The organism is Butyricimonas faecihominis (assembly GCF_033096445.1).
GTDB lineage: Bacteria > Bacteroidota > Bacteroidia > Bacteroidales > Marinifilaceae > Butyricimonas > Butyricimonas faecihominis.
The window spans coordinates 336,958-357,858 of record NZ_AP028155.1 but is presented as its reverse complement, the minus strand read 5'-3'; the positions used below and the strand labels follow the sequence as shown (position 1 = coordinate 357,858).

The window sequence follows — 20,901 nt, the reverse complement described above, 5'->3', positions numbered from 1 at the left end:
ATCAGAAATTTAGAGTTAAACCTAATGTGATACGCGTGCTGAGCGGGTAATTCCCAAAATTATCCACCCCGGTAACCACGTCAACAGATTCTGGATCCGGACCGGAATAATTGGTTATCGTGAACAAATTTTCCCCCGAAACAAACACTCGCGCACTCTCCATACCAATACGGCTCATCCACTCTTTCGGGAAAGTATAACCTATAGTTAAGGTTTTCAATTTCAGATAATTCACATTCTCCACGTTAGAACTTAAAATAGTCGAGAAATTACCTAACCCACTCTCCAAACGATTCATCGGGAAGTCTGTCTTGTCTCCGGGCTTTTGCCAGAAAGTAACCTTATCCAGATCTGCAAAAACAGGAATGGTCAAGTCATCCATGGTTAATCCCAAACTCGTCCCCACAGAAGCGCCCTTTCCGGCATTCAGAATATGACGACTAATCACGTAAGTAAACAGCATGTTCACGTCAAAACCTTTCCAGTTCAACGTGGAAATAATTCCCCCGCTGGCTTTCGGTAAAGGAGAACCCGCATACACACGGTCTTCTTGTAATGGCCAAGAAGTATACACCGCCCCATTCCCATCTACATCCACCATAATCCGGTCTCCTGCACGATAAAACTGACGATAACCGTTACCATGCAAATAAATCTTCTGACCATTCTCAAAAATAAAAGGGACTTCATCATCACTATTGTAATAACCTTTATCTTTATACACGTAAAGTCCATTCAACGGCTTACCGATAATACTCACATTACTATCAAAATATCCAGCATCACCATAAGTCTGAAAATCCACACCATTATAGCTTTTCTCCAAACGATTCCAGTTACGGGCAATATTAAAAGTCAGATCCCATTTAAAACTATCTTTACGCATAATATCCCATTTAATCTGTAACTCGATACCCTCGTTGGAAATTGCGTAAGCATTTTGCCATTGCTTCGTGTATCCAGAATAATTACCTGGTAACGTTATGTTGTATAATAATTTATCCGTATAGCGATAATAATAATCCAGTACAATATTTAAACGGTAATTAAAAAGATCCATGTCCACCCCGAAATCGTATTGGTCAGTCTCTTCCCATGTTAATGAAGGATTAAACAATCCCTCCGTCCATTCGGGGGTCACCGTTGGATTACCTAAAAACGGGGCCGAAGGTTCTAACAAACCCAATGCAATATAAGGAGCAGAAAACTGTTTGCCGGACTTTCCATAACTTACTCGAATTTTCGCATAATCCAACACATCTCTAGACCAATCCATAAAGGACTCCTCGGAAAAAGCGTACCCAACAGCATACGCCGGGAAAGTAGCCCAACGTACATCTTCCCCAAACTTAGAACTACCGTCTCGCCTTATACTGAAAGATAGCAAGTATTTTTGCATATAATTATAATTAAACCTTCCAAATACCCCTACCATCGTACTTTTCTCCCGCTTGGATATATAATCTTTTAGAGTACGATCAGCTGTAACATCATACACGTTTCCGTACCAAGGTACATAATGAATCAAATCACTCGGAGCCTTATAGCCGTATCCCCCCAGCACATTTGCCTCATCAGACTGGGTGGACAGCCCCACAAGAAAATCCACGTTATGCTTCTCGGCAAAAGAACGTTTGTACGTTAACAGATTCTCGTTCAACAACATCATATTCCGCTCAATCTGCCCCTGTGAAAAAGATTCATTATAATCATTTAAATTCGAAGGCAAGAAAACATTCAAATTCTGCTGGGAATAATCCAATGCTATAGAAGTCTTGAAAGTCAGACCGTGAAAAAACTCATAATTAGCATCAAAACTCGCCCGGAGACGATAAGAATCATTCTTTTCTTTCGTGCCTCGGAAACGTTTAGTCGCCTCATCAAAAGCAGCGGATCCTTTCCCCGGGTAAAGCGTGGACGTTTTCAATAATTCTTTCGGAATCTGCTCCAAATCCGTACCCGTATTAAACGAAAGAGTGTTCATTTCTTCTGATGAACGACTGCGATCCGTTCGAGCGAGATAAAAACGCAAATTCGCATTCATCTTCTCCATCGGTTTAATTGTTACGTTCGACAGTAACTTCAAGCGGTTAAAACCTGTTCCTTTCAGTACTCCCTTTTCCGTGTAATATCCTAACCCGATATTATAAGTCACTCGTTCTGCCCCACCGCTTAACTGTAAATTAACATCCGTAACCCGGGCCGTTCTGAAATAATAATCAAACAAATTCGTAGAATTATTGTAAAATTCATTCAAACTATCTTGATATAGGACAACTCCCGCACCATTTCCTTTACCCCAAAAATAATCGTACATAATATCCCGCAAATAAGATTCTCGGTACGAGTTCACGTACAAGTAACGATTTTGTTCGTCACTAAAACCTGCCTCTTGATAGTTTCTCAATGCTTCCATTCGATGATAGCGCTCCCGGTTACCTCCCGTAAGATCCGGTAAAGCGGGATTAAACACCAAAGTTTGTGACACGTTCACGCTCACCCTTGCCTTCTGATTGTAACGTCCCTTTTTCGTCGTCACTAAAATCACTCCATTTGCAGCCCGGGAACCATAAATTGAAGCCGAGGCTGCATCTTTCAACACCTGTACGGATTCTATATCCTTCGGATCAATTTCTGCCAATGTGTTCAACCCGCTGACAGGAGAAGTAAAACTATACATGGGAACCCCGTCAATCACCCACAAGGGATTACTAAAACGCTGGGCGGCTTCGACCGACAAACTATTAAACCCTCGAATAGAAACTGAGGTTCCACCTCCCCCGGGAGCTCCTGTCATGTTAATCACACTCATTCCGGCAACTCGTCCTTGCAAAAGATTAGCTAGGGAGGGAGAAGGAATATCTTTGATTTCTTCCGCAGTTACAGTCGACATGGCTCCCACAACATCCCGCTTGTTCTGGGTACCATAAGCGACCACAACCACCTCATCCATTTTTTTCACATCATCTTCTAAGATCACGTCAATCTTCTGGCGTCCATTCACTTCAACTTCTTCTGACTTATAACCGATAAAGGAATAAATCAATGTTTTGGCACTCGATGGAAGAACAATTTTGTATTCTCCGTTAACACCTGTACTCGTTCCCACGGAACTCCCTTTCACGACAATCGTCGCTCCCGGTAAAGGCGCTCCCGCCTTATCTTTAATCACCCCAGTCACGACCAAAGCCTTTTGTTCTTTTTCAGGAACAACCACCACTTTTCCATCACTCATAACACATGATAACTTCGTATCGGTAAGACAAGCGGCCACTGCCGAAAGAACCGTCACGTTGTTCAATGTCACAGAAACTTTTTTCGTCTCCTTCTCCACCTCTTCCTTTTTATAAACAACTTCGTTACCACTCAACCTGTTTATTTCCCGAAGGGCCTCTAAAACACTAACATTCTCCAACTTCACCGATATTCGCGGTGTCGTCTTTTGTCCGTAGGCTGACGAAGTTGTAAATACTGATGTTATACCGAATATCAAGATACAGCATAACAACGAGATGCACATCACCGAAAGTCTACAAAACGTTTTTGTCTTGCAATTTTTTTTCATAGCTTTGTTACGTTTTATATTAAACACAAACCTTGCTCTCAACAAGGTGAATCACACCGGAAATGTCGGCAAAACATTTCCGGTTTTTTATTTTTCAATTACATGTACGATATCTTTTTCAACCTTAAATTCCGGTCCTCCGGCCAAGGTCAGTATTTTCAATATAGATTCGAGTTTCTCATCTTTACTCATTTTCCCACTAAACGAATGTTTTCCCGTGCATTCTCTGTCAAATACGAATTTAGTCCCGTACCAGCGGGATAAAACCCGAGTTACGATCTCTATGTCATCCTCGTTGAACACAAAAATTCCATACCGCCAAGCAATAACATCCTCCGTGTTTACCTTCTTCATCGTAAACTCGCCCTTTCCTTTTGACCACAAGGATTGTTCACCCGGATTTAAAATTATAGGTTTCACCCCATCCTTTCCTGTCAGACTCACCTCAACCCTTCCCGATAGCAACGTGGTATAAACAATATTCTCATCATCATAAGCTCCTATATTAAAAGATGTCCCCATGACACGGGTTCTAGTCCCGGCTGCCTCCACGATGAACGGTTTGACCGAATCATGCATCACCTCGAAATAAGCCTCCCCCTTTAATTTTACAACTCGTTCTTTTCCAACAAATTGTACTGGATATTCCAGTTCCGATTCAGCATTTAGCCACACACGCGTTCCGTCACCCAGCACTAATGAATAATCTCCCCCCGCCATCGTGTATATTTTGTGTCTAACTTCCCTTAATGACATAGAATCCGGTCTTGGCTCGTATGACAATCTCCCGACCTCACCCACCAGAGTAGCCTGCGCAAGGTCAATTCGATCCGGAACACCAGTCGATAATCCAATCTGTTTGCCATCCTCCAATACTAACATCACTTTTTCATGTCGCACGGTAGAAACAATATTTTCCTCTATCCTGTCTTTTCCTTTTCCCAACCATAATGAAGAAATAACTAATGCCACACCACACAGACATGCGGCAACAACTCCTCCTATACCTATCCGAATAAACAACTTCTGTTTTTCACCTCTCGTTGTTAAACGTTTATAAACTTTCCCGTATACTTGTTTAAAATCAGTCGTCTCGTTAATCTCATCTTCAAGCCTCAACCTTTCCGCTATACATTTACCCCGAATAATATCCTTGTGTAATTGACGATTTTCCTCGCTCTCATCTAACCAAGCCAACAATTTCTCTCTTTCTTCCAAAGAAGCAATTCCTAATTTCACACGGATAATTATCCGCGCCAGCATTTGAGCCCTACTATGCGTCATAAGTTTTCTCTTTTTATATATAGACACCACTAAACAACGAGAGGGATGAATGAAAGTAATAATAATTTCGAAAATTATTTTTTAGAAAATATTATTCTTATACTTGCACTCTCAATATGAATTAACCTTCGTTTAATGAGAATCGAAATTCTTGACACAAGATAGGTCCTTCCTTAAATTCGAATGGTTTTAAACGGCTTATAAAGAAAGTGTTATAGATGGGATAAAAAATATGGTTTTCAATAAATTTTAATATCATTAAACGAACTATTAATGAGATATGAAAGAAATTCAACAATTAGAAATTTTCATTCGCACATACTATTCCTTCATGTGTGCCACGGCATTTCACTTTATTGGCTCACAAGATCTTGCACAAGATATCACACAAGAGGTTATCATCAAATTCTGGCAAAACAAAGAAGACTTGGAAATAAGATTTATTGAAAATTTCCTTTACACAATGATTAAAAACGAAGCATTGAACTATTTGCGAGGTGTGGAACGGGAAAACAAAAGAATATCGAAACTAGAAATCGAAACAAGTGAAGATTCCCATGTTCTCAACCTACTAATCGCAGAAGAAACCAATCAACTACTTATCCAAGCCATTAACCAGCTTCCCACACAGAGTGCTAGGATCATGCGTCTTGTCCTGTCAGGATACGAAAACAAGGAAATCTCTCAAGTCATGGGAGTTTCCGTGAACACGATAAAGACTCTTAAATATGCCGCTATTCGCAAATTGAGAGAATATTTCGATTCCCATCCAGAACTTGTTACAATCCTTTAGGATAAATGAAAAGCGCCGATCGGCGCTTTTCATTTATCCTAAATAAGTTTTTAATAGCTTACTCCTAGAAGAGTGTCGTAGACGACGAATAGCCTTTTCCTTGATTTGGCGAACACGTTCACGGGTTAACCCGAACTTCTCTCCAATTTCTTCCAATGTCATTTCTTGGCAATTGATACCGAAAAACAAACGAATAATATCACGTTCTCTTTCGGTCAATGTAGCCAATGCTCTCTCTACTTCCGTTGACAAGGACTCGTTAATTAACGTCTTGTCCGCAACAGGAGAATCATCGTTTACCAACACATCGAGCAAGCTGTTGTCTTCCCCCTCAACGAAAGGTGCATCCACGGAAATATGACGGCCGGACACTCTCAAAGTATCGGCAACTTTTTCAGCCGGTAAATCCAAAGTCTCTGCCAACTCTTCCGGTGACGGACGACGCTCATGCTCTTGTTCGAAACGAGAAAATGCTTTATTGATTTTATTCAAAGATCCAACTTGATTCAATGGCAAACGTACAATACGCGATTGTTCTGCCAATGCTTGCAGGATAGATTGGCGAATCCACCATACGGCATAAGAAATAAATTTGAATCCCCTCGTTTCGTCAAACTTCTCTGCTGCTTTAATCAAACCCAAATTCCCCTCGTTGATAAGGTCCGGAAGGCTTAATCCCTGATTCTGGTATTGTTTTGCAACAGATACCACGAAACGAAGGTTTGCCCGAGTCAGTTTCTCCAAAGCCCGTTGATCCCCTTTCCGGATTCGCTGGGCAAGCTCAACTTCCTCTTCAACCGTAATCAAATCCTCCTTACCAATCTCTTGCAAGTACTTGTCAAGAGAAGCACTCTCTCTGTTCGTTATAGATTTTGTTATCTTTAGCTGTCTCATAGTCTTCTAATATTCTCCCCCAAATATGTCGCAAAGGTAGAACAATTTATCCATAAACCAATATGTTAAAATCGACACCTTTCCAATATTAACGTTTTTTAATTCTGTAAAGATAAAGCGTAGTACTCGACACGTCCTCGCGGCGAGATAGTTGTCACAAGAACACCCTCATTTTCTGCCGCTTTCAGCGCCCGTACCAAATCGTCTTTATCATAAATCACCGTGTTATTAATTTTCACGATAATGTATCCTTCATCCAGACCAATCGCTTTAAAAGGGCCATTCTTTATATCTATAATTTTCACACCCCCGTTCAAGCGATAGCGATAACGGTCCTCCCGACTCAACGGCTCCACCGTGGCTCCCAGTATTCCGGTATAATTCTTATCCACCAAGGCAACATCACCATACGTGTTCTGGAGTACCACATCCAAATCCTTTAATTTTCCTCCACGGCTCACAGTCACGGAAATAGTCGCTCCCGGGTGATATTTAGCCAACTGTCCTTGGAACTCCGGTCTTGTCTTTATCTCGATACCATTTATGCGTTTGATTACATCTCCTTTCTTTATTCCGGCTTTAGCTGCCGCCCCGTTAGGTATCACCTCATATACATATATTCCGCTCACTTCATCCGTTCCCAGCTCTTTCGCCACAGCAGGCGTCAACTCGTCTCTCCACATGGATATTCCCATCATCGCTCTCTGAACCGTACCAAACTCCTTCAAATCCCCGACAATTTTACGGGCAATATTCGAAGGTACGGCAAACGAGTAACCCGAGTAAGAGCCTGTCGGGGATTCAATTGCCGTATTGATCCCAATCAACTCACCCTTGGCATTCACCAACGCTCCCCCACTATTACCGGGGTTCACTGCGGCATCTGTCTGCAAGAATGACTCCAGACTCATCTGGCTCCGGTTTATCCCCAACTCTCTCGCTTTGGCACTGATAATTCCTGCTGTAACCGTTGAGGTTAAATTATACGGGTTACCCACGGCCAAAACCCACTCTCCCAACTCCACGTCATCCGAATTCGCGTACTCCAGATAAGGAAGTCCGTTTGCTTCTACTTTTAATAAAGCAATATCCGTGCTAGGATCTGTCCCGATTACCTTGGCCTCGTATTCCGTCTTGTTATCTAAGGTCACCGTAATCTTGTCGCTCTTGTCGATCACGTGATTATTCGTGATAATATACCCGTCCTCAGAGACAATTACACCCGACCCAATACCCATTTTTTGCGGGGTTTCCCGTGTACGCGGGGCATAACCGTAAAAAAACTCCAATAGTGGGTTACCTATATATTCCCGTCCCATTTGTACTGTTTTGACATGAACAACAGCCGGAACTGTCTTTTTGGCAGCCTCCCTCAAATCCACGCTACCCGCTCCCCCAACAGGAAGAGCCGTGTTAGACGCAAGTGAAACAGGACGAACCGCCGCTGGAGATGCAATTTCCAATTGTGAAACCGGTGCAGCACTTTCCCCTCGAATGGCATCTATCGCCACGAAAGCAAGGCAACCGCCAACAACCCCCAGTCCTAAATTTAAAAATGATTTTCTCATTGCCATATCTTTATCTCCTTTATAGATTAAACGTAAAGTATCCACATTTTGTTTGTATATTACAATATTAGCAATATCCTTGCCAACTGACTATTAAGAAATTCTTAATTAATATACCTTAACTATGTTTTGAGACGTGCCAAAATCTTTTCATTCCAAATCCTAAATTCTAAATTTTACATTTTGTATATTTGTACCTGCGATTTCGATAATTTCAATTTACATGATAACACGTATAAACAATAAAAAGAGTGGTAAAACACGTACCCCCTATTCCTTTAATTTTCTGAAGGATCCCCGGACACGTGTAGTTGTTGGGCTGATTTTTATGCTATTTTCCATTTACCTGCTGGTGTCCCTCGTCGGTTTCTTTTTCACCGGTGGCATGGACCAGAGTCTGATCGATAAAGAGACCCGGGAATTAATGACCAACCCGGATATTGTTGTCGGAAACCCGGGACGCAAACTAGGAGCGTTTCTTTCCGATTTGCTCATAAACCGGTGGTTCGGAGTTTCGTCATTCATATTCTGCTACTTGCTATTTATCATCGGGCTGCGTATTGCCGGACGGGATATCAAGAAATTCGGGAAAAAGATCATCATCAGCTTTGTTCTAATCATCTGGTGTTCCTTGTTATTGGGATATATTTTCACGTTCTTACCCACAGGATACGTATTCCCGGGCGGGGCTCACGGTTATTTCGTGTGTTTTTGGCTTAACTCGTTTATCGGAGAGATTGGCTCATTCTTCCTGTTGATTGTTTCGTTTGCTGCCATTCTTTTCTTTGGTTTCGAAAACGCTTTCAACAAATGCGTGACCATGATCAAGAATTACTTCGCTCGTCGGGCTCAACTCAAGGAAGAAAGGGCCTTGGCACGAGAAGCCGCTCTTGCCCGGAAACGAGAAGAAATGGCAAAAACAGAAGAGCCGGAAGACCTGCAAGAAAAAGAAGAGGACATTGATACCGAAGAAAAAGAGAAATTGGATATCGAAACGGTTCCGCCTGTTGAAGATGAACTTTTCCCCCGTCACGAGTTTGACACGACCGATCCGGATGAATCAGAAAAACAGGAATTGCATGATCCGGAAGAGGAATTCACGACAGAACATCACTTCGATTTATCCGTGGACAAGAACCCCGAAAATCAAGATGAACACAGAGAAGATACTCTCCCGCTCACCAATGACGATATCGAATTGACTGTTATGGCAGACAAGCTGGAAGAGCAATTAACCAAAAACTTGATGCCGGACACGGAGTACGACCCGACTCTCGATTTATCGAATTATCAATATCCCCCGCTGGAATTACTGGAAGAACACTCTTCCGGTTCACAAAAAGTAACAGCGGAAGAACTCGAAGAGAATAAAAACACGATTATCGAGACATTGCGCCATTATAAAATAGAGATCACCAAAATCAAAGCGACCATCGGGCCGACAGTCACGTTATACGAAATTGTCCCCGCTCCCGGTATAAAAATTTCGAAAATCAAGAATCTCGAAGATGACATCGCGTTAAGCCTATCAGCCTTGGGCATACGTATCATCGCCCCGATCCCCGGAGCCGGAACCATCGGTATTGAAGTGCCAAACCAGAATCCGGAAGTCGTTTCCATGCGGGGAATCATCGCATCCAAGAAATTCCAAGAATCCAAATATGCCCTTCCGGTGGCACTGGGACGAACCATCTCGAATGAACCTTACACGTTCGATCTGGCAAAAATGCCCCACTTGCTGGTAGCCGGAGCCACGGGACAAGGTAAATCCGTGGGCTTGAATGCCATTATCACATCGCTCTTGTACAAAAAACACCCGTCACAATTGAAATTCGTGATGGTAGACCCGAAAAAGGTGGAGTTAAGCATCTATTCCGTCATCGAAAAACATTTCTTGGCGAAGTTACCGGATGCAGAGGAAGCTATCATTACCGATAATGACAAAGTAGTAGCCACGCTCAATTCTCTCTGCATCGAGATGGATAGCCGCTACGATCTGTTGAAACAAGCTCACGTGAGAAACATCAAAGAATATAACGAGAAGTTCGTGAAACGGCAACTGAACCCGAACAACGGTCACCGTTATCTACCTTATATTGTAGTAGTGGTGGACGAGTTTGCCGACTTGATCATGACTGCGGGAAAAGAAGTAGAACAACCGATTGCTCGTATCGCACAGCTGGCCCGTGCCGTCGGGATTCACATGATCATTGCCACGCAACGACCTTCCACGAACATCATCACCGGAGTGATCAAGGCCAACTTCCCGGCACGAATAGCCTTCAAGGTGGCCTCCATGATCGACTCCCGCACTATTCTGGACTCACCGGGAGCCAACCAGTTGATCGGCCGCGGGGATATGTTGATTTCCAAGGATAGCGAGATGGTACGTGTACAATGTGCCTTCGTCGATACCCCGGAAGTAGATGCCATCACGAAATTCATCGCGGATCAACAGGGTTACCCGGAAGCCTACGCACTCCCCGAATATGTTTCCGACACGGAAAACGGGGTGAGTGGCGACATCGATCTCGGGGTAAAAGACCCGTTATTTGAAGAGGCCGCCCGTTTGGTAGTGAACACCCAACAGGGTTCAACCTCCTCTATCCAGCGACGTTTCTCCATCGGCTACAACCGGGCAGGAAGAATCATCGACCAACTGGAAGCGGCAGGCATCGTGGGACCATTCGAGGGTAGTAAAGCCCGTCAAGTACTTATCCCCGACGAGTACAGCTTGGAACACATTCTTAAAACCGTGGAGTTTTAAAAATTTAAAATGGAAAATTTAAAATTTAGAATTAACAACGTCATGTTTTTAGAAAAGTCATACAAAGGTAACAACAAATGGTATTTTTACATCCTCACGCTCATTATCGTGTTTGCCGCAGTACAAGTAGCGTCAATCCCGTTAGTAATTTACAGTATCATCATGAATCCCGAAATACTAAGCGGGGGGACGAATAACATTCTGGCCGTCACGAACACGAATCTGGGCCTAGCACTCATGCTATTCACGTTCGCCGGAGGCGTCATCGCACTTCTGTTATGCGTGAAATATTTCCATCACAAGAAACCGACGGATATACTCACGGGCCGAAATCGTTTTGACGTGAAACGGGTGTTCTTCGGGGCTGCCATATGGGGAATATTAACCATCGTCCTACTGGGTGCGCAATACGGATTCGGAGACACGTCTAACCTCGTGTTCCAATTCCAGCCATTCAATTTCATCATGATGTGCATCGTTATACTGATTTTCATTCCCTTCCAAGTGGCATTCGAGGAATTTATTTTCCGGGGATATCTGATGCAAGGCAGTATCCTACTTTTCAAATACAGATGGGTAGCCCTATTACTTACCGGTTTTGCCTTCGGGTTACTTCACGGGTCCAACCCGGAAGTGGATCGTTTCGGTTTCTGGGTAGCTATGCCGCAATATATTCTGATGGGATTACTCCTTGGACTGGTAGCCATCTGGGATGACGGGTTGGAATTGGCTTTGGGGTTACACTTGGCCAACAACGTCATTTCCTCCCTTGTGGTAACACATGACGCCTCCGCCCTGCAAACACACGCACTGTTCAAGGATATGGCACCAACGGCTTCGCACATGGATACCGTGGTGATGCTCGTCTGCGGGGTCATTTTCCTCTGGGTTTGTAACCGGAAATACAAATTTTTCTCTAAGGGCAACCTGTGGGGAAAAGTAGAACGGGAAGTCGTCGAGTAAAAGAAGTTCTTAAAATTTTCTTAATACTCGTGTCACTTTCATGACATTGCCAATAAAATAGTATCTTTGGCAGTAAACAAAAACGTGATAACAATTATATTAATCTATAATCGAAGTTTCAAAAAAATGAGAAAAATTACATCTTTAATGTTCGCTCTCATCTTTGGGCTGTCTTTCTTGGCTAATGCTCAGGATGCTAAAAGCAATCAACCGAAAGGTTACCAATTCACTGATATTAAGAGATTACCTGCAACTTCTGTAAAAGATCAGGCTCGTGCAGGTACCTGCTGGTCATGGTCCGGAATTTCGTTCTTTGAATCAGAAATGATCCGTATGGGCAAAGAACCAATCGATCTTTCAGCCATGTACATCGTGAGACACGCTTACAGCGACAAAGCAACCAAATTTGTTCGCCTGCACGGTAGCATGAACTTTGCTGTCGGCGGAGCTTTCTGTGACGTGATGCACGTGATCAAAAACTACGGTATCGTTCCGATGGACGTTTACAAAGGATTGAACTACGGTGAACCAAACCACGCTTTCGGAGAAATCGACGATGTGTTGGCAGGTTACGTTAACGCTGTTATCAAAAACTCAAACAAAAAATTAAGTACTGCTTGGAAAAAAGGCTTTGACGGTATTCTAGATGCTTATCTCGGAGAAGAACCCGAAAAATTCGAATACAAAGGTAAAGAATATACCCCGAGAACTTTCGCTGACGAAGTTGTTGGTTTGAACATGGATGATTATGTGAGCTTGACTTCATTCACTCACCACCCGTTCTATTCTCAATTTGCAATTGAAGTTCCGGACAACTGGTTGTGGGGAATGTCTTACAATTTACCGATAGATGAACTGGCACAAGTCATGAGCAACGCTATCGACAACGGTTACACCTTTGCTTGGGCTTCTGACGTGAGCGAAAGAGGTTTCCAAACCTCACAACCCGGAGTTGCCGTGGTTCCGACAACCGACACGAAAGAAATGAGCGGTGCCGAAATCGCTAAATGGGAAGCTATGCCTAAAGGGAACCAAACTCCGGATGCTTTCAGACAAGGCCCGGCTCCTGAAAAAGAGATTACTCAAGAAATGAGACAACAAGAGTTCGACAACTACTTAACTACCGATGATCACGGTATGCACGTAATCGGTAAAGCGAAAGACCAGAACGGTACGGTTTACTATATCGTGAAAAACTCTTGGAATCAATATAATAAATTCGGTGGATATTTCTACGCTTCTGAACCTTTCATGAAATACAAAACGATGAACATCATCGTTCACAAGAATGCCATCCCGAAGGATATTCGCAAAAAACTTGGAATCAAATAAATCCACTCTATAAGGAGTTAGAGAAAAACTATAAAAAAAGGCCGTTGATCCATCCGATTAACGGCCTTTTTTTCATAATTTCGCGGGAGCGAAAAAGAAATACATAAAATTATAATCAATATGAATCTAGCGAGAGAAATTAAGAAAGACATTTACTGGATTGGAGTCAATGACAGAAGAACCCATATCTTCGAAAATTACTGGCCTATTCCCAAAGGTGTTGCTTATAATTCTTACATCATCGTGGATGAAAAAGTGGTAGTCATCGACACGATCGAAAGAAGCAAAATGGATGACTACGTGGAGAATATCGAACAGTTATTGAACGGGCGGAAAGTGGATTATCTCGTGATTAATCACATGGAACCCGATCACACCGGAGCCATCAAAGCTTTATTGTGCCACTACCCGGACGTGAAAATCATCGGTAACGCCAAGACTTTCCCCATGCTGAAAAACTTCTACGGGGTTTGTGACAACTTGATGGAAGTAAAAGAAGGTGATTCTCTCGACCTTGGAAAACATAAATTGAATTTCTACATGGCCCCGATGCTTCACTGGCCGGAAACGATGGTTACTTTCGAATCAACCGAAGGTATCCTGTTCAGTGGTGACATTTTTGGAGCATTCGGTACGCTTGACGGAGGTATCTTTGACGACGAGTTAGATCTGGATTACTTGGAAGAGGAAATCAGCCGTTACTATTCCAATATTGTTGGAAAATACGGTCAACCGGCTCAAACCGCACTGAAAAAACTCGGTGGCCTTCCGATCAAAATGGTATGTGCTACCCACGGACCGATCCGTCGTTCGCACATTGCCGACATCGTGGCTAAATATGACAAGTGGAGCAAGTACGACACGGACAAAGGTGTCGTGATCGTGTTCAGTTCCATGTACGGGAACACGGAAAAAATGGCTGATATAATCGCTCGTTTCTTGGCTGAAAAAGGAATCAAGAAAATCCGTATTCACGATGCATCCAAAACACACCCGTCATATATCATCAACGACATTTTTCGTTATAAAGGAGTTATCCTCGGAAGTTGCGCTTACAACGGTAACGCATTCCCAACCATGGAAACCCTGTTGTTCGAACTGGAACACATGGGCGTGAAGAACCACGTGGTGGCCTTCTTTGGCGGAAAAGCATGGGCTGGCGGAGCAATGCCCCGTTTCAACCAATTCGCTGAAAAAATCAAATGGGAAGTGGTTGCTCCTTCTTGCGAGGCTTGCGGTTGCCCAAAAGACGAAGATTTCGAAACGTGCCGTAATATCGCCTACGCCATGGCGGATAAACTGGATGAAATTTGTTGATTTTAAACGATATGAAAAATAAGAGCGGGTATGTTTGAAATACCCGCTCTCATTTTTTCTATATAAAGAAGAACGAAGGAGCTTACTTGCCTATGATTACCCAAGAGAAACCCAGAGTGTAAAGTTTCCCATTGGGTAAACATTTCCCTCCAAAAAATTACTTCCGCATCATACGGAAAGGACAATTCTCCATCACCGTGCGCATACGCAACGCCTGCTCATAAGTAATGGTCGAACAGAAAGAATGTTCATCCATGATATTGAATGAATCAAAATAAATCTCATGTCCGTTTTTCTGCTCCTTATTGGTAGCAGTGGCTTCGTAAGTCCATTTCTCGGGACGGGAATAAATTCTGAAATAAGTATAGGTATCTGAACAAAAATCATCCAACGCACCATTATACTTATCCTTCCATGTAGGATAAAGTCCATAAAATTTTCCGATAATGGTCTCGAAACGATCTCCAGAACCGCCTGCCGCATCCGGGCTGCTGGCATTCGCCATCCGGTAGATATGCTTCTTGTTTAAACTGATACCCACTTCCTTGTAAGTCCAGTACGAAATATCAGACACATCTTTTACCTTTTGCAAATCTTGATACTGAGCCATCTGCACAAACGACCCGTTATCCAAAATATAACGCGGTAATTGCACATCAATGGTATACTCGTTTGCCTCTCCTATCCAAACATTCAAATAGCGCATCGGGTCCCACACCAAATTACTCTTGATATACAAATCCTTGTTCTCACCATCGTTCAACTTCACTCGATTTACCCCTTTTTCTTTCAAGGCCTTTCCGTACTGGTCTATATCCGCCAACACAAAGGTCACATTCAGATCCACGGAGGAGGGAGCGTTTTTCAATTCATTTTTCATCACTCTATTCAGCCTGTCCAGAATTTCCTGTAACATATCCGTACCAATACTTTCATACTGGTATTCCTCTTGCGTTGTATAAACAACATGGAAGATTATTGGTACCGTAATAGGTTCGAAGCTCACTTTGGGTTTTTCAATAATCCGAACTTCGCGAACTTCCGACTCGACACCGTAAACGGCGGCTTTGAATCGTAGCGTCTCCCCCATATGCTCTGTCGTTGTGAACACCTCGCTGACAGGCGTACCATCTTCTAAGTAGATTTTAATCTCATTCTGCGGGATGCGGTCTGCAGTGATTTCAATCGTGTCCGTAAAGACGGAGTCTTTGAGTATCACCTCCTCGTCCTCGTTTTTCACCTCAATAGTACGGGTGTCCTCTACCCCCATATAAGCCTTCACCTTGAAGGTCAATTCTGCCTTTCCGTCAGCAATCAGCACAGGACTGTTGGGTGACAAACTGACCCTTGCTACCTGTGAAACATCAGGATACGTTCTGAACGACTCATACTCCGCCTTTTCACAGGAAAATACCAGAACGCTTATCAATATCATCAGAAACAATACTTTCATAATTTTTTAATTTTAATCCATTAAAAATCCCCAGCCTGGGTTCTGCTCAATGTCATTGTACTGCAACTCCTCATTCAAAGGTATCGGCATACAGAAACGATAGTCACCGTCCTCCAGCGTATAGGTTGCCTCCTCCTCATCTCCATACGAATTGCGGGTCCATCCCTCCTGCGTACGAATCAAATCACACCAGCGCATGTCATACTCAAAACAGAATTCGCGTCTCCGCTCGTTCAGGATTTCCTGCAAGACATCATTACCCTTATAGCCATCATAATCGCAGATACGACACCGTTGGAAATCCTCCAACCATTTTTTCGCCTGTGCATCCCCTTTCCGGGCATAACTTTCGGCCACAATTAGATGCATTTCTGCATAAGAGAAAAATGTGTATACAGTGAATTGTAGATAACTGCCGATAGGATTTACATTCGCATACTTCAGAATATTACCGGATTCGTCGAAAAAATTTTCCTTCCGCACATCTTTCTCATCATACATCTTCACCAGACTCTCGGCCGCAGCCATCTTCACGTATGGCAGCATTCCACAGATATTTTGCAAAACCCGATCGCTCCGGTTGTCATATAACAATCCCTGAGGATAATCCTTTTTCACACCCTCCTTTTCTGGGAATACGGGAAAATGCACATACTCTGAAAGCGATTGTAATTTCCGTCCTTCCATCGCCGCCTGTGCATGCCGGATAGCATGATCATAGTCCGTAATCTCACCAGCACCGGAACCACCTTTGAACAGATAGATTTCAGCCAACAAGGCATTTACTATCTTCTTATCGTAAAATACATTATACGTTTCCCGTGGACTCGTCTCGCACTCCAGCACCTCCGTCAGTTCGTCGATCAAAATACCATAAACTTCCTTTTGGCTTTTGCGTCTTGCATCATAATCACCTACTAGTTGGGCATCCAAATTGACCGGAATCCCCAGTTTGTCCGAGTGGTAGGGAGAGAAATATTGTAAGAGTTTGAATAAATGCCAAGCACGCAACACCATTGCCTCACAGCGTACGATATCTGCCTGCTCTCGAGAAGCATCCACCCGTCCTAATTCATCCAATATGGTGTTGAAAAAACCGATGTTCAGATACAGAGTCTGCCAGATGATACCCGGTGTTTCCGAATTCTTCCAGTCCAACGTATTTACGAAAAGTGTCTTGTTATTATTCCCATAAGACGACTGTATGTATTTGTCCGTATCCACATCATCCGTCAGCAGATGCAGGAAAGTCCAAAAGTCATTTTCTTGATAAGGAACCACCGTTCCCTGCAAAGTTGTGGAAGTCGGGTCTGCATACATTCTTAGATACCCGCCTAATAAGGCTTTCACATCGTCGTAATTGGCAACCGCTAGTACATTAGACGGCTCCACCTTCAAATAATCAGTACAGGAACACAAGCCTGCCATTACAGCTATCAATACTATTATCTTTCTCATACATTCTCTCATTTAAAGGCTGAAATTCAAGGTTATCGTATATTTTCGGGAATTCGGATAGCCGAACTCACCCATCAGCAATGGATCAATTCCTCGGTAGGGCGTCAAGGTAAATAAGTCTTTTGCCGTAAAGCTCAAACGCGCCGTACTGAACCTGAGCTTTTTAAGGAAAGCAGGAGGAATATTATACCCTAAAGTCATATAACCACACTTCAAGTAATTTCCTTTCTCCAACCGATTGTCAAACATATAGTAATTATACGTCTTTGTGGACTGAGACAAACGCGGTACATTCGTCACATCTCCTGCTTGGCGCCAGCGGTTGATATCATTCACGTGACGGTTCTGTCCGGTAAGCTCACTAAAAGTCGTAAACGACATAATTTTATGTCCTGCTTTGAACTCGAAATTCGCACTGAAAACAAATTGTTTCACATTAATCGAAGTTGAAAAACCACCCACATAAGGAGGGAATTTCTGTCCAAGATACTTAACCATCGAATTAGGCACCTCAATATTCAGGCCCATATCCAACGTAGCGTCCCCATTGCCGGTGTACACCAACACCATACCCGTCATCGGGTTTACACCTGCCATCTGGTAGCCAAACCAACTCCCTGCAGCATACCCCTCCACGTAATTATTGGAAGTGGCAGCCGTTATCCGCTCTGGCAAATCCTCAATTTTCTTATAGAAAGTGTTTTTCACGGTATTCTTATTATAGGCCAGATTCATTTTAGCAAACCACTGGATATTCTTTCGCTTCAAGAGGGTCACACCCAAATCCACCTCGACACCGTTGTTATGTAGGTTGGCAACATTGGTCGTTGCCTCAAGCCGACCAGAAGAGGTAGCCAAACGCTTTTTATCCAATACGTTCCGGGTAATATTGTGATAGTAGTTTACGCTCAACTCTACTCGATAGTCCCAAAGTGATGCTTCCAAACCGATATTCATATCTTGCTTTTTCTGCCATTTGATGTTCGGGTTCGGTAATTCGTAACTCGTCGGAACATTCTGTCCGTCATAATTGATACTTTGACCTAAGGTATACACCAAAAACGGAAGGGCATTTTTATCTATACTTCCGGTGTAACCAAAACCACCACGTAATGACAAGAGATTCACCCAAGGTAAAGACTCCATAAATTTCTCCCGATGCATATTCCAACGCAAGGCCACATTCCACAGAGGTGTAAACTGATTGCGGTTTCCAATAATATCCGAACCGTCATAACGGATGGCGCCCGTCAGAATATACCTGTCTTCATAAGAATAGGAAGCATTGGCAAAGAAAGAAGACATCTTCATGCGTTCCTTCCCTGTATTCCCCAAACGACCAAAATTAATATTATTGGGATTCACGCCCGTTAAATCAGGAAAACCAATAATGTTATGTACTTCGTCGTAAATTGGCGAGTAATTAAAGGAACTCTGTGTTGTACGATCAGATATTTCCTGTCCGAAAAACACGCTAATAAAATGGCGATCTTTTATGTCCTTCGTATATTGCAGAGTATTCTTGAACGTATAGGCATTACTGTAAGCAGTCGCCTCTCTCAATGAACCTTTTACTAAAGCGAGGTCCAAATCCTCCCCGTAGCTGATGTAATCATACCAGTTGTTTTTGAAATTCGTGTAGGTATTCGCTCCTTCCACAATCCGGTTATGGTTCGAATTGATGTTATAAACACCGTGAGTGGTAAACATCAATCCCTTGATAATCTCCCACTCCATCTTCAATTGAAGTTCGGCATCAATATACCTGTTCTTATTCGTATTGTTGTTTAGGTCGTGCAGGATATTGAAATTCTCCCAGTCCAATCCAGGACGAATACTACTCTGTTTGGCATTATAGGTGATATCACTGGCATACGAACCGTCCTCATTGTAAGGCCTCTCGTAAGGATTGGCATACATAGCGTAGTTCAGGGGCGAAATGATACTGGCGGTCGCCCGGTCATTTTTTAGGGTCGTCCCGATGCTTCCTGTAATCCGTAAGGCTTCCACTGGTATGTGTGTGATTTTGGAAGACATCCCGAACTTGCTGTACTTGTTGTTCGGTTCCGTTCCTACCTCACTTTGGAAGTTCAGGGAGGTGTAATGTTGTGTTTTTTCCGTACCGCCGGACATACTGAAACTGTATTGTTGGTTTACTGCCGTACGGAAGATTTCCTTGAACCAATCCGTATTGATGGTCGAAAGCCTTGCGATTTCACTCTCCGCAGCCTCTTTCGAAATCACACCGTAACTTGACTGACGCAACAAATCCATTACCCGCCCCGGCTGAAAAACCCAGGCCGTTTCATCCGCAAAAATCTCCCGCTCAAACTGTATCTTCTGCGCCGTATTCATCATCTCAATATTGTTCCGCGGCCGCTCCTTGATACCGTAGTTCAGCGAAAAGTTGAAACGGGTCTTCCCCACCAGTCCGCTCTTCGTCTCCACCACAATCACACCGTTTGCCGCCCGCGCACCGTAAATAGCCGTCGCAGCGGCATCCTTCAAAACCGTGATAGACTTGATATCGTCTGGAGCGATATTCCCGATTCCAGACGTAAAAATGGTAGACTGCAAATCCGTTGAACCCACCTTGATATTTGGAATCTCACCCTGCATCGGCATTCCGTCTACAATCCAGATAGGCTCCGTACTCCCGTTGATGGAGTTGATTCCACGGATCTGAATCTGCGAATCCGCACCCGGACGCCCGCTACTCACCATATTCAAACCCGATATCGTACTGCTCAACACCTCATTGATATTAGTCAGACCCCGCCCCTCGATTTCCCGGGCAGTAACGGTCTTGCTACTACCCGTCATACGCTCGCGACGCACCGACTGGTAGCCCACCACAACCACCTCGTCCATCTCACTCACCTCCTCTTGCAAAGTGATCGTGATAAACTTATCAGGATACGCGGTCACCTCTTGCATACCCATACCGATAAAACGAACCTGCAACACGAATTTCTCACCTGACAAGTTATTCATTTCGAACTTTCCATCCACATCCGTAGCCACTCCCACAGTCGTCCCTTTGATAACCAAGGTAGCTCCCACAATCGGTTCCCCGTTTTTGTCAACCACTTTACCGATTAGCTTCACTGCCTGCTTTTGCTCCGCTGGCCGATCATCTATAATATAGATTCCATTCTCCAACCGACACCGCAGACGGGTATCCGCCAGCAACTCATCCAGAATTTTCTTCAAATCCTGATTTTCAAACACAGCGCCCTTACAACGGATGGCAGAAGCGACATCCGTATTATACACCAATTGCGCATCGCTTTGTTTGATAATCTGTTGAAAGGCTTGATCCAAATATCCGGCTCTATCCGGATACTTATCCGTTGAGCCATCGCCTCCGTATGCATCACACACGAAAGCAACAAGGTAATCAATAATGATAATCGCATAAGCTTTTTCTCGATTTTTTGTGGAACTTTCCACACCAAATACGAACTTTTTTTCATAATTTTAAAGCGTTAAGTTTATAAAAAAGGC

General features: G+C 43.4%; 12 protein-coding genes. 5 read left to right on the top strand and 7 right to left on the bottom strand.

Annotation, left to right across the window (positions count from 1 at the left end; translation table 11 throughout):
- Nucleotide 1 precedes the first annotated feature (1 nt).
- Together R8806_RS01425 and R8806_RS01420 are read right to left on the bottom strand one after the other, a co-directional pair.
- The gene (locus tag R8806_RS01425; protein ID WP_229782877.1) at nucleotides 2–3,565 is read right to left on the bottom strand and encodes a SusC/RagA family TonB-linked outer membrane protein; all 3,564 of its coding nucleotides are present in this window, start codon (nucleotides 3,563–3,565) and stop codon (nucleotides 2–4) included.
- Between the two features lie 87 nt (nucleotides 3,566–3,652).
- Nucleotides 3,653–4,849: a FecR family protein gene (locus R8806_RS01420; RefSeq protein ID WP_124316111.1), complete on the bottom strand. Its 1,197-nt coding sequence runs from the start codon at nucleotides 4,847–4,849 to the stop codon at nucleotides 3,653–3,655.
- Nucleotides 4,850–5,129: 280 nt separating this feature from the next.
- Here R8806_RS01420 and R8806_RS01415 point away from each other — a divergent pair, with 280 nt between their 5' ends.
- Entirely contained in the window at nucleotides 5,130–5,642 is a 513-nt protein-coding gene (locus tag R8806_RS01415) for an RNA polymerase sigma factor (protein WP_124318484.1), read from the top strand.
- A 33-nt stretch (nucleotides 5,643–5,675) separates the two neighbouring features.
- Here R8806_RS01415 and R8806_RS01410 read toward each other — a convergent pair whose 3' ends face one another.
- Both R8806_RS01410 and R8806_RS01405 read right to left on the bottom strand, forming a co-directional pair.
- Nucleotides 5,676–6,536: a sigma-70 family RNA polymerase sigma factor gene (locus R8806_RS01410; RefSeq protein ID WP_026207779.1), complete on the bottom strand. Its 861-nt coding sequence runs from the start codon at nucleotides 6,534–6,536 to the stop codon at nucleotides 5,676–5,678.
- Between the two features lie 98 nt (nucleotides 6,537–6,634).
- Complete coding sequence (locus R8806_RS01405) at nucleotides 6,635–8,104, bottom strand: trypsin-like peptidase domain-containing protein (protein WP_229782876.1); 1,470 nt, start codon at nucleotides 8,102–8,104, stop codon at nucleotides 6,635–6,637.
- 223 nt (nucleotides 8,105–8,327) lie between these two features.
- Between R8806_RS01405 and R8806_RS01400 the strand changes: the two genes are divergently transcribed.
- The 4 genes from R8806_RS01400 to R8806_RS01385 all read left to right on the top strand — a co-directional run bounded on the left by R8806_RS01400 (nucleotide 8,328) and on the right by R8806_RS01385 (nucleotide 14,483).
- Nucleotides 8,328–10,871 carry an FtsK/SpoIIIE family DNA translocase gene (locus R8806_RS01400; protein WP_124317576.1) on the top strand — a complete coding sequence of 848 codons (2,544 nt, stop codon included), beginning with the start codon at nucleotides 8,328–8,330 and terminating at the stop codon, nucleotides 10,869–10,871.
- Between the two features lie 9 nt (nucleotides 10,872–10,880).
- Nucleotides 10,881–11,834 carry a CPBP family intramembrane glutamic endopeptidase gene (locus R8806_RS01395; RefSeq protein WP_229782875.1) on the top strand — a complete coding sequence of 318 codons (954 nt, stop codon included), beginning with the start codon at nucleotides 10,881–10,883 and terminating at the stop codon, nucleotides 11,832–11,834.
- Nucleotides 11,835–11,960: 126 nt separating this feature from the next.
- Nucleotides 11,961–13,166, top strand: a complete 1,206-nt coding sequence (locus R8806_RS01390; RefSeq protein ID WP_124317577.1) for a C1 family peptidase — start codon at nucleotides 11,961–11,963, stop codon at nucleotides 13,164–13,166.
- Between the two features lie 120 nt (nucleotides 13,167–13,286).
- Nucleotides 13,287–14,483: an FprA family A-type flavoprotein gene (locus R8806_RS01385; protein WP_124317578.1), complete on the top strand. Its 1,197-nt coding sequence runs from the start codon at nucleotides 13,287–13,289 to the stop codon at nucleotides 14,481–14,483.
- A 157-nt stretch (nucleotides 14,484–14,640) separates the two neighbouring features.
- Here R8806_RS01385 and R8806_RS01380 read toward each other — a convergent pair whose 3' ends face one another.
- The 3 genes from R8806_RS01380 to R8806_RS01370 are packed head-to-tail and all read right to left on the bottom strand — an operon-like array spanning nucleotide 14,641 to nucleotide 20,847.
- Nucleotides 14,641–15,936, bottom strand: coding sequence for a hypothetical protein (locus tag R8806_RS01380; protein WP_151412168.1), 1,296 nt, complete (start codon nucleotides 15,934–15,936; stop codon nucleotides 14,641–14,643).
- Between the two features lie 12 nt (nucleotides 15,937–15,948).
- Nucleotides 15,949–17,394 (bottom strand): RagB/SusD family nutrient uptake outer membrane protein, encoded by a 1,446-nt coding sequence (locus R8806_RS01375; protein ID WP_167513945.1) that lies wholly within the window; start codon nucleotides 17,392–17,394, stop codon nucleotides 15,949–15,951.
- Between the two features lie 12 nt (nucleotides 17,395–17,406).
- Nucleotides 17,407–20,847: a SusC/RagA family TonB-linked outer membrane protein gene (locus R8806_RS01370; RefSeq protein ID WP_317715748.1), complete on the bottom strand. Its 3,441-nt coding sequence runs from the start codon at nucleotides 20,845–20,847 to the stop codon at nucleotides 17,407–17,409.
- Between the last annotated feature and the right edge of the window lie 54 nt (nucleotides 20,848–20,901).

Bases quoted from the DNA above. Each gene is read 5' to 3' on its own strand.
- R8806_RS01425 (WP_229782877.1), bottom strand. From the start codon at position 3,565: ATGAAAAAAAATTGCAAGACAAAAACGTTTTGTAGACTTTCGGTGATG.
- R8806_RS01420 (WP_124316111.1), bottom strand. From the start codon at position 4,849: ATGACGCATAGTAGGGCTCAAATGCTGGCGCGGATAATTATCCGTGTG.
- R8806_RS01415 (WP_124318484.1), top strand. From the start codon at position 5,130: ATGAAAGAAATTCAACAATTAGAAATTTTCATTCGCACATACTATTCC.
- R8806_RS01410 (WP_026207779.1), bottom strand. From the start codon at position 6,536: ATGAGACAGCTAAAGATAACAAAATCTATAACGAACAGAGAGAGTGCT.
- R8806_RS01405 (WP_229782876.1), bottom strand. From the start codon at position 8,104: ATGAGAAAATCATTTTTAAATTTAGGACTGGGGGTTGTTGGCGGTTGC.
- R8806_RS01400 (WP_124317576.1), top strand. From the start codon at position 8,328: ATGATAACACGTATAAACAATAAAAAGAGTGGTAAAACACGTACCCCC.
- R8806_RS01395 (WP_229782875.1), top strand. From the start codon at position 10,881: ATGGAAAATTTAAAATTTAGAATTAACAACGTCATGTTTTTAGAAAAG.
- R8806_RS01390 (WP_124317577.1), top strand. From the start codon at position 11,961: ATGAGAAAAATTACATCTTTAATGTTCGCTCTCATCTTTGGGCTGTCT.
- R8806_RS01385 (WP_124317578.1), top strand. From the start codon at position 13,287: ATGAATCTAGCGAGAGAAATTAAGAAAGACATTTACTGGATTGGAGTC.
- R8806_RS01380 (WP_151412168.1), bottom strand. From the start codon at position 15,936: ATGAAAGTATTGTTTCTGATGATATTGATAAGCGTTCTGGTATTTTCC.
- R8806_RS01375 (WP_167513945.1), bottom strand. From the start codon at position 17,394: ATGAGAAAGATAATAGTATTGATAGCTGTAATGGCAGGCTTGTGTTCC.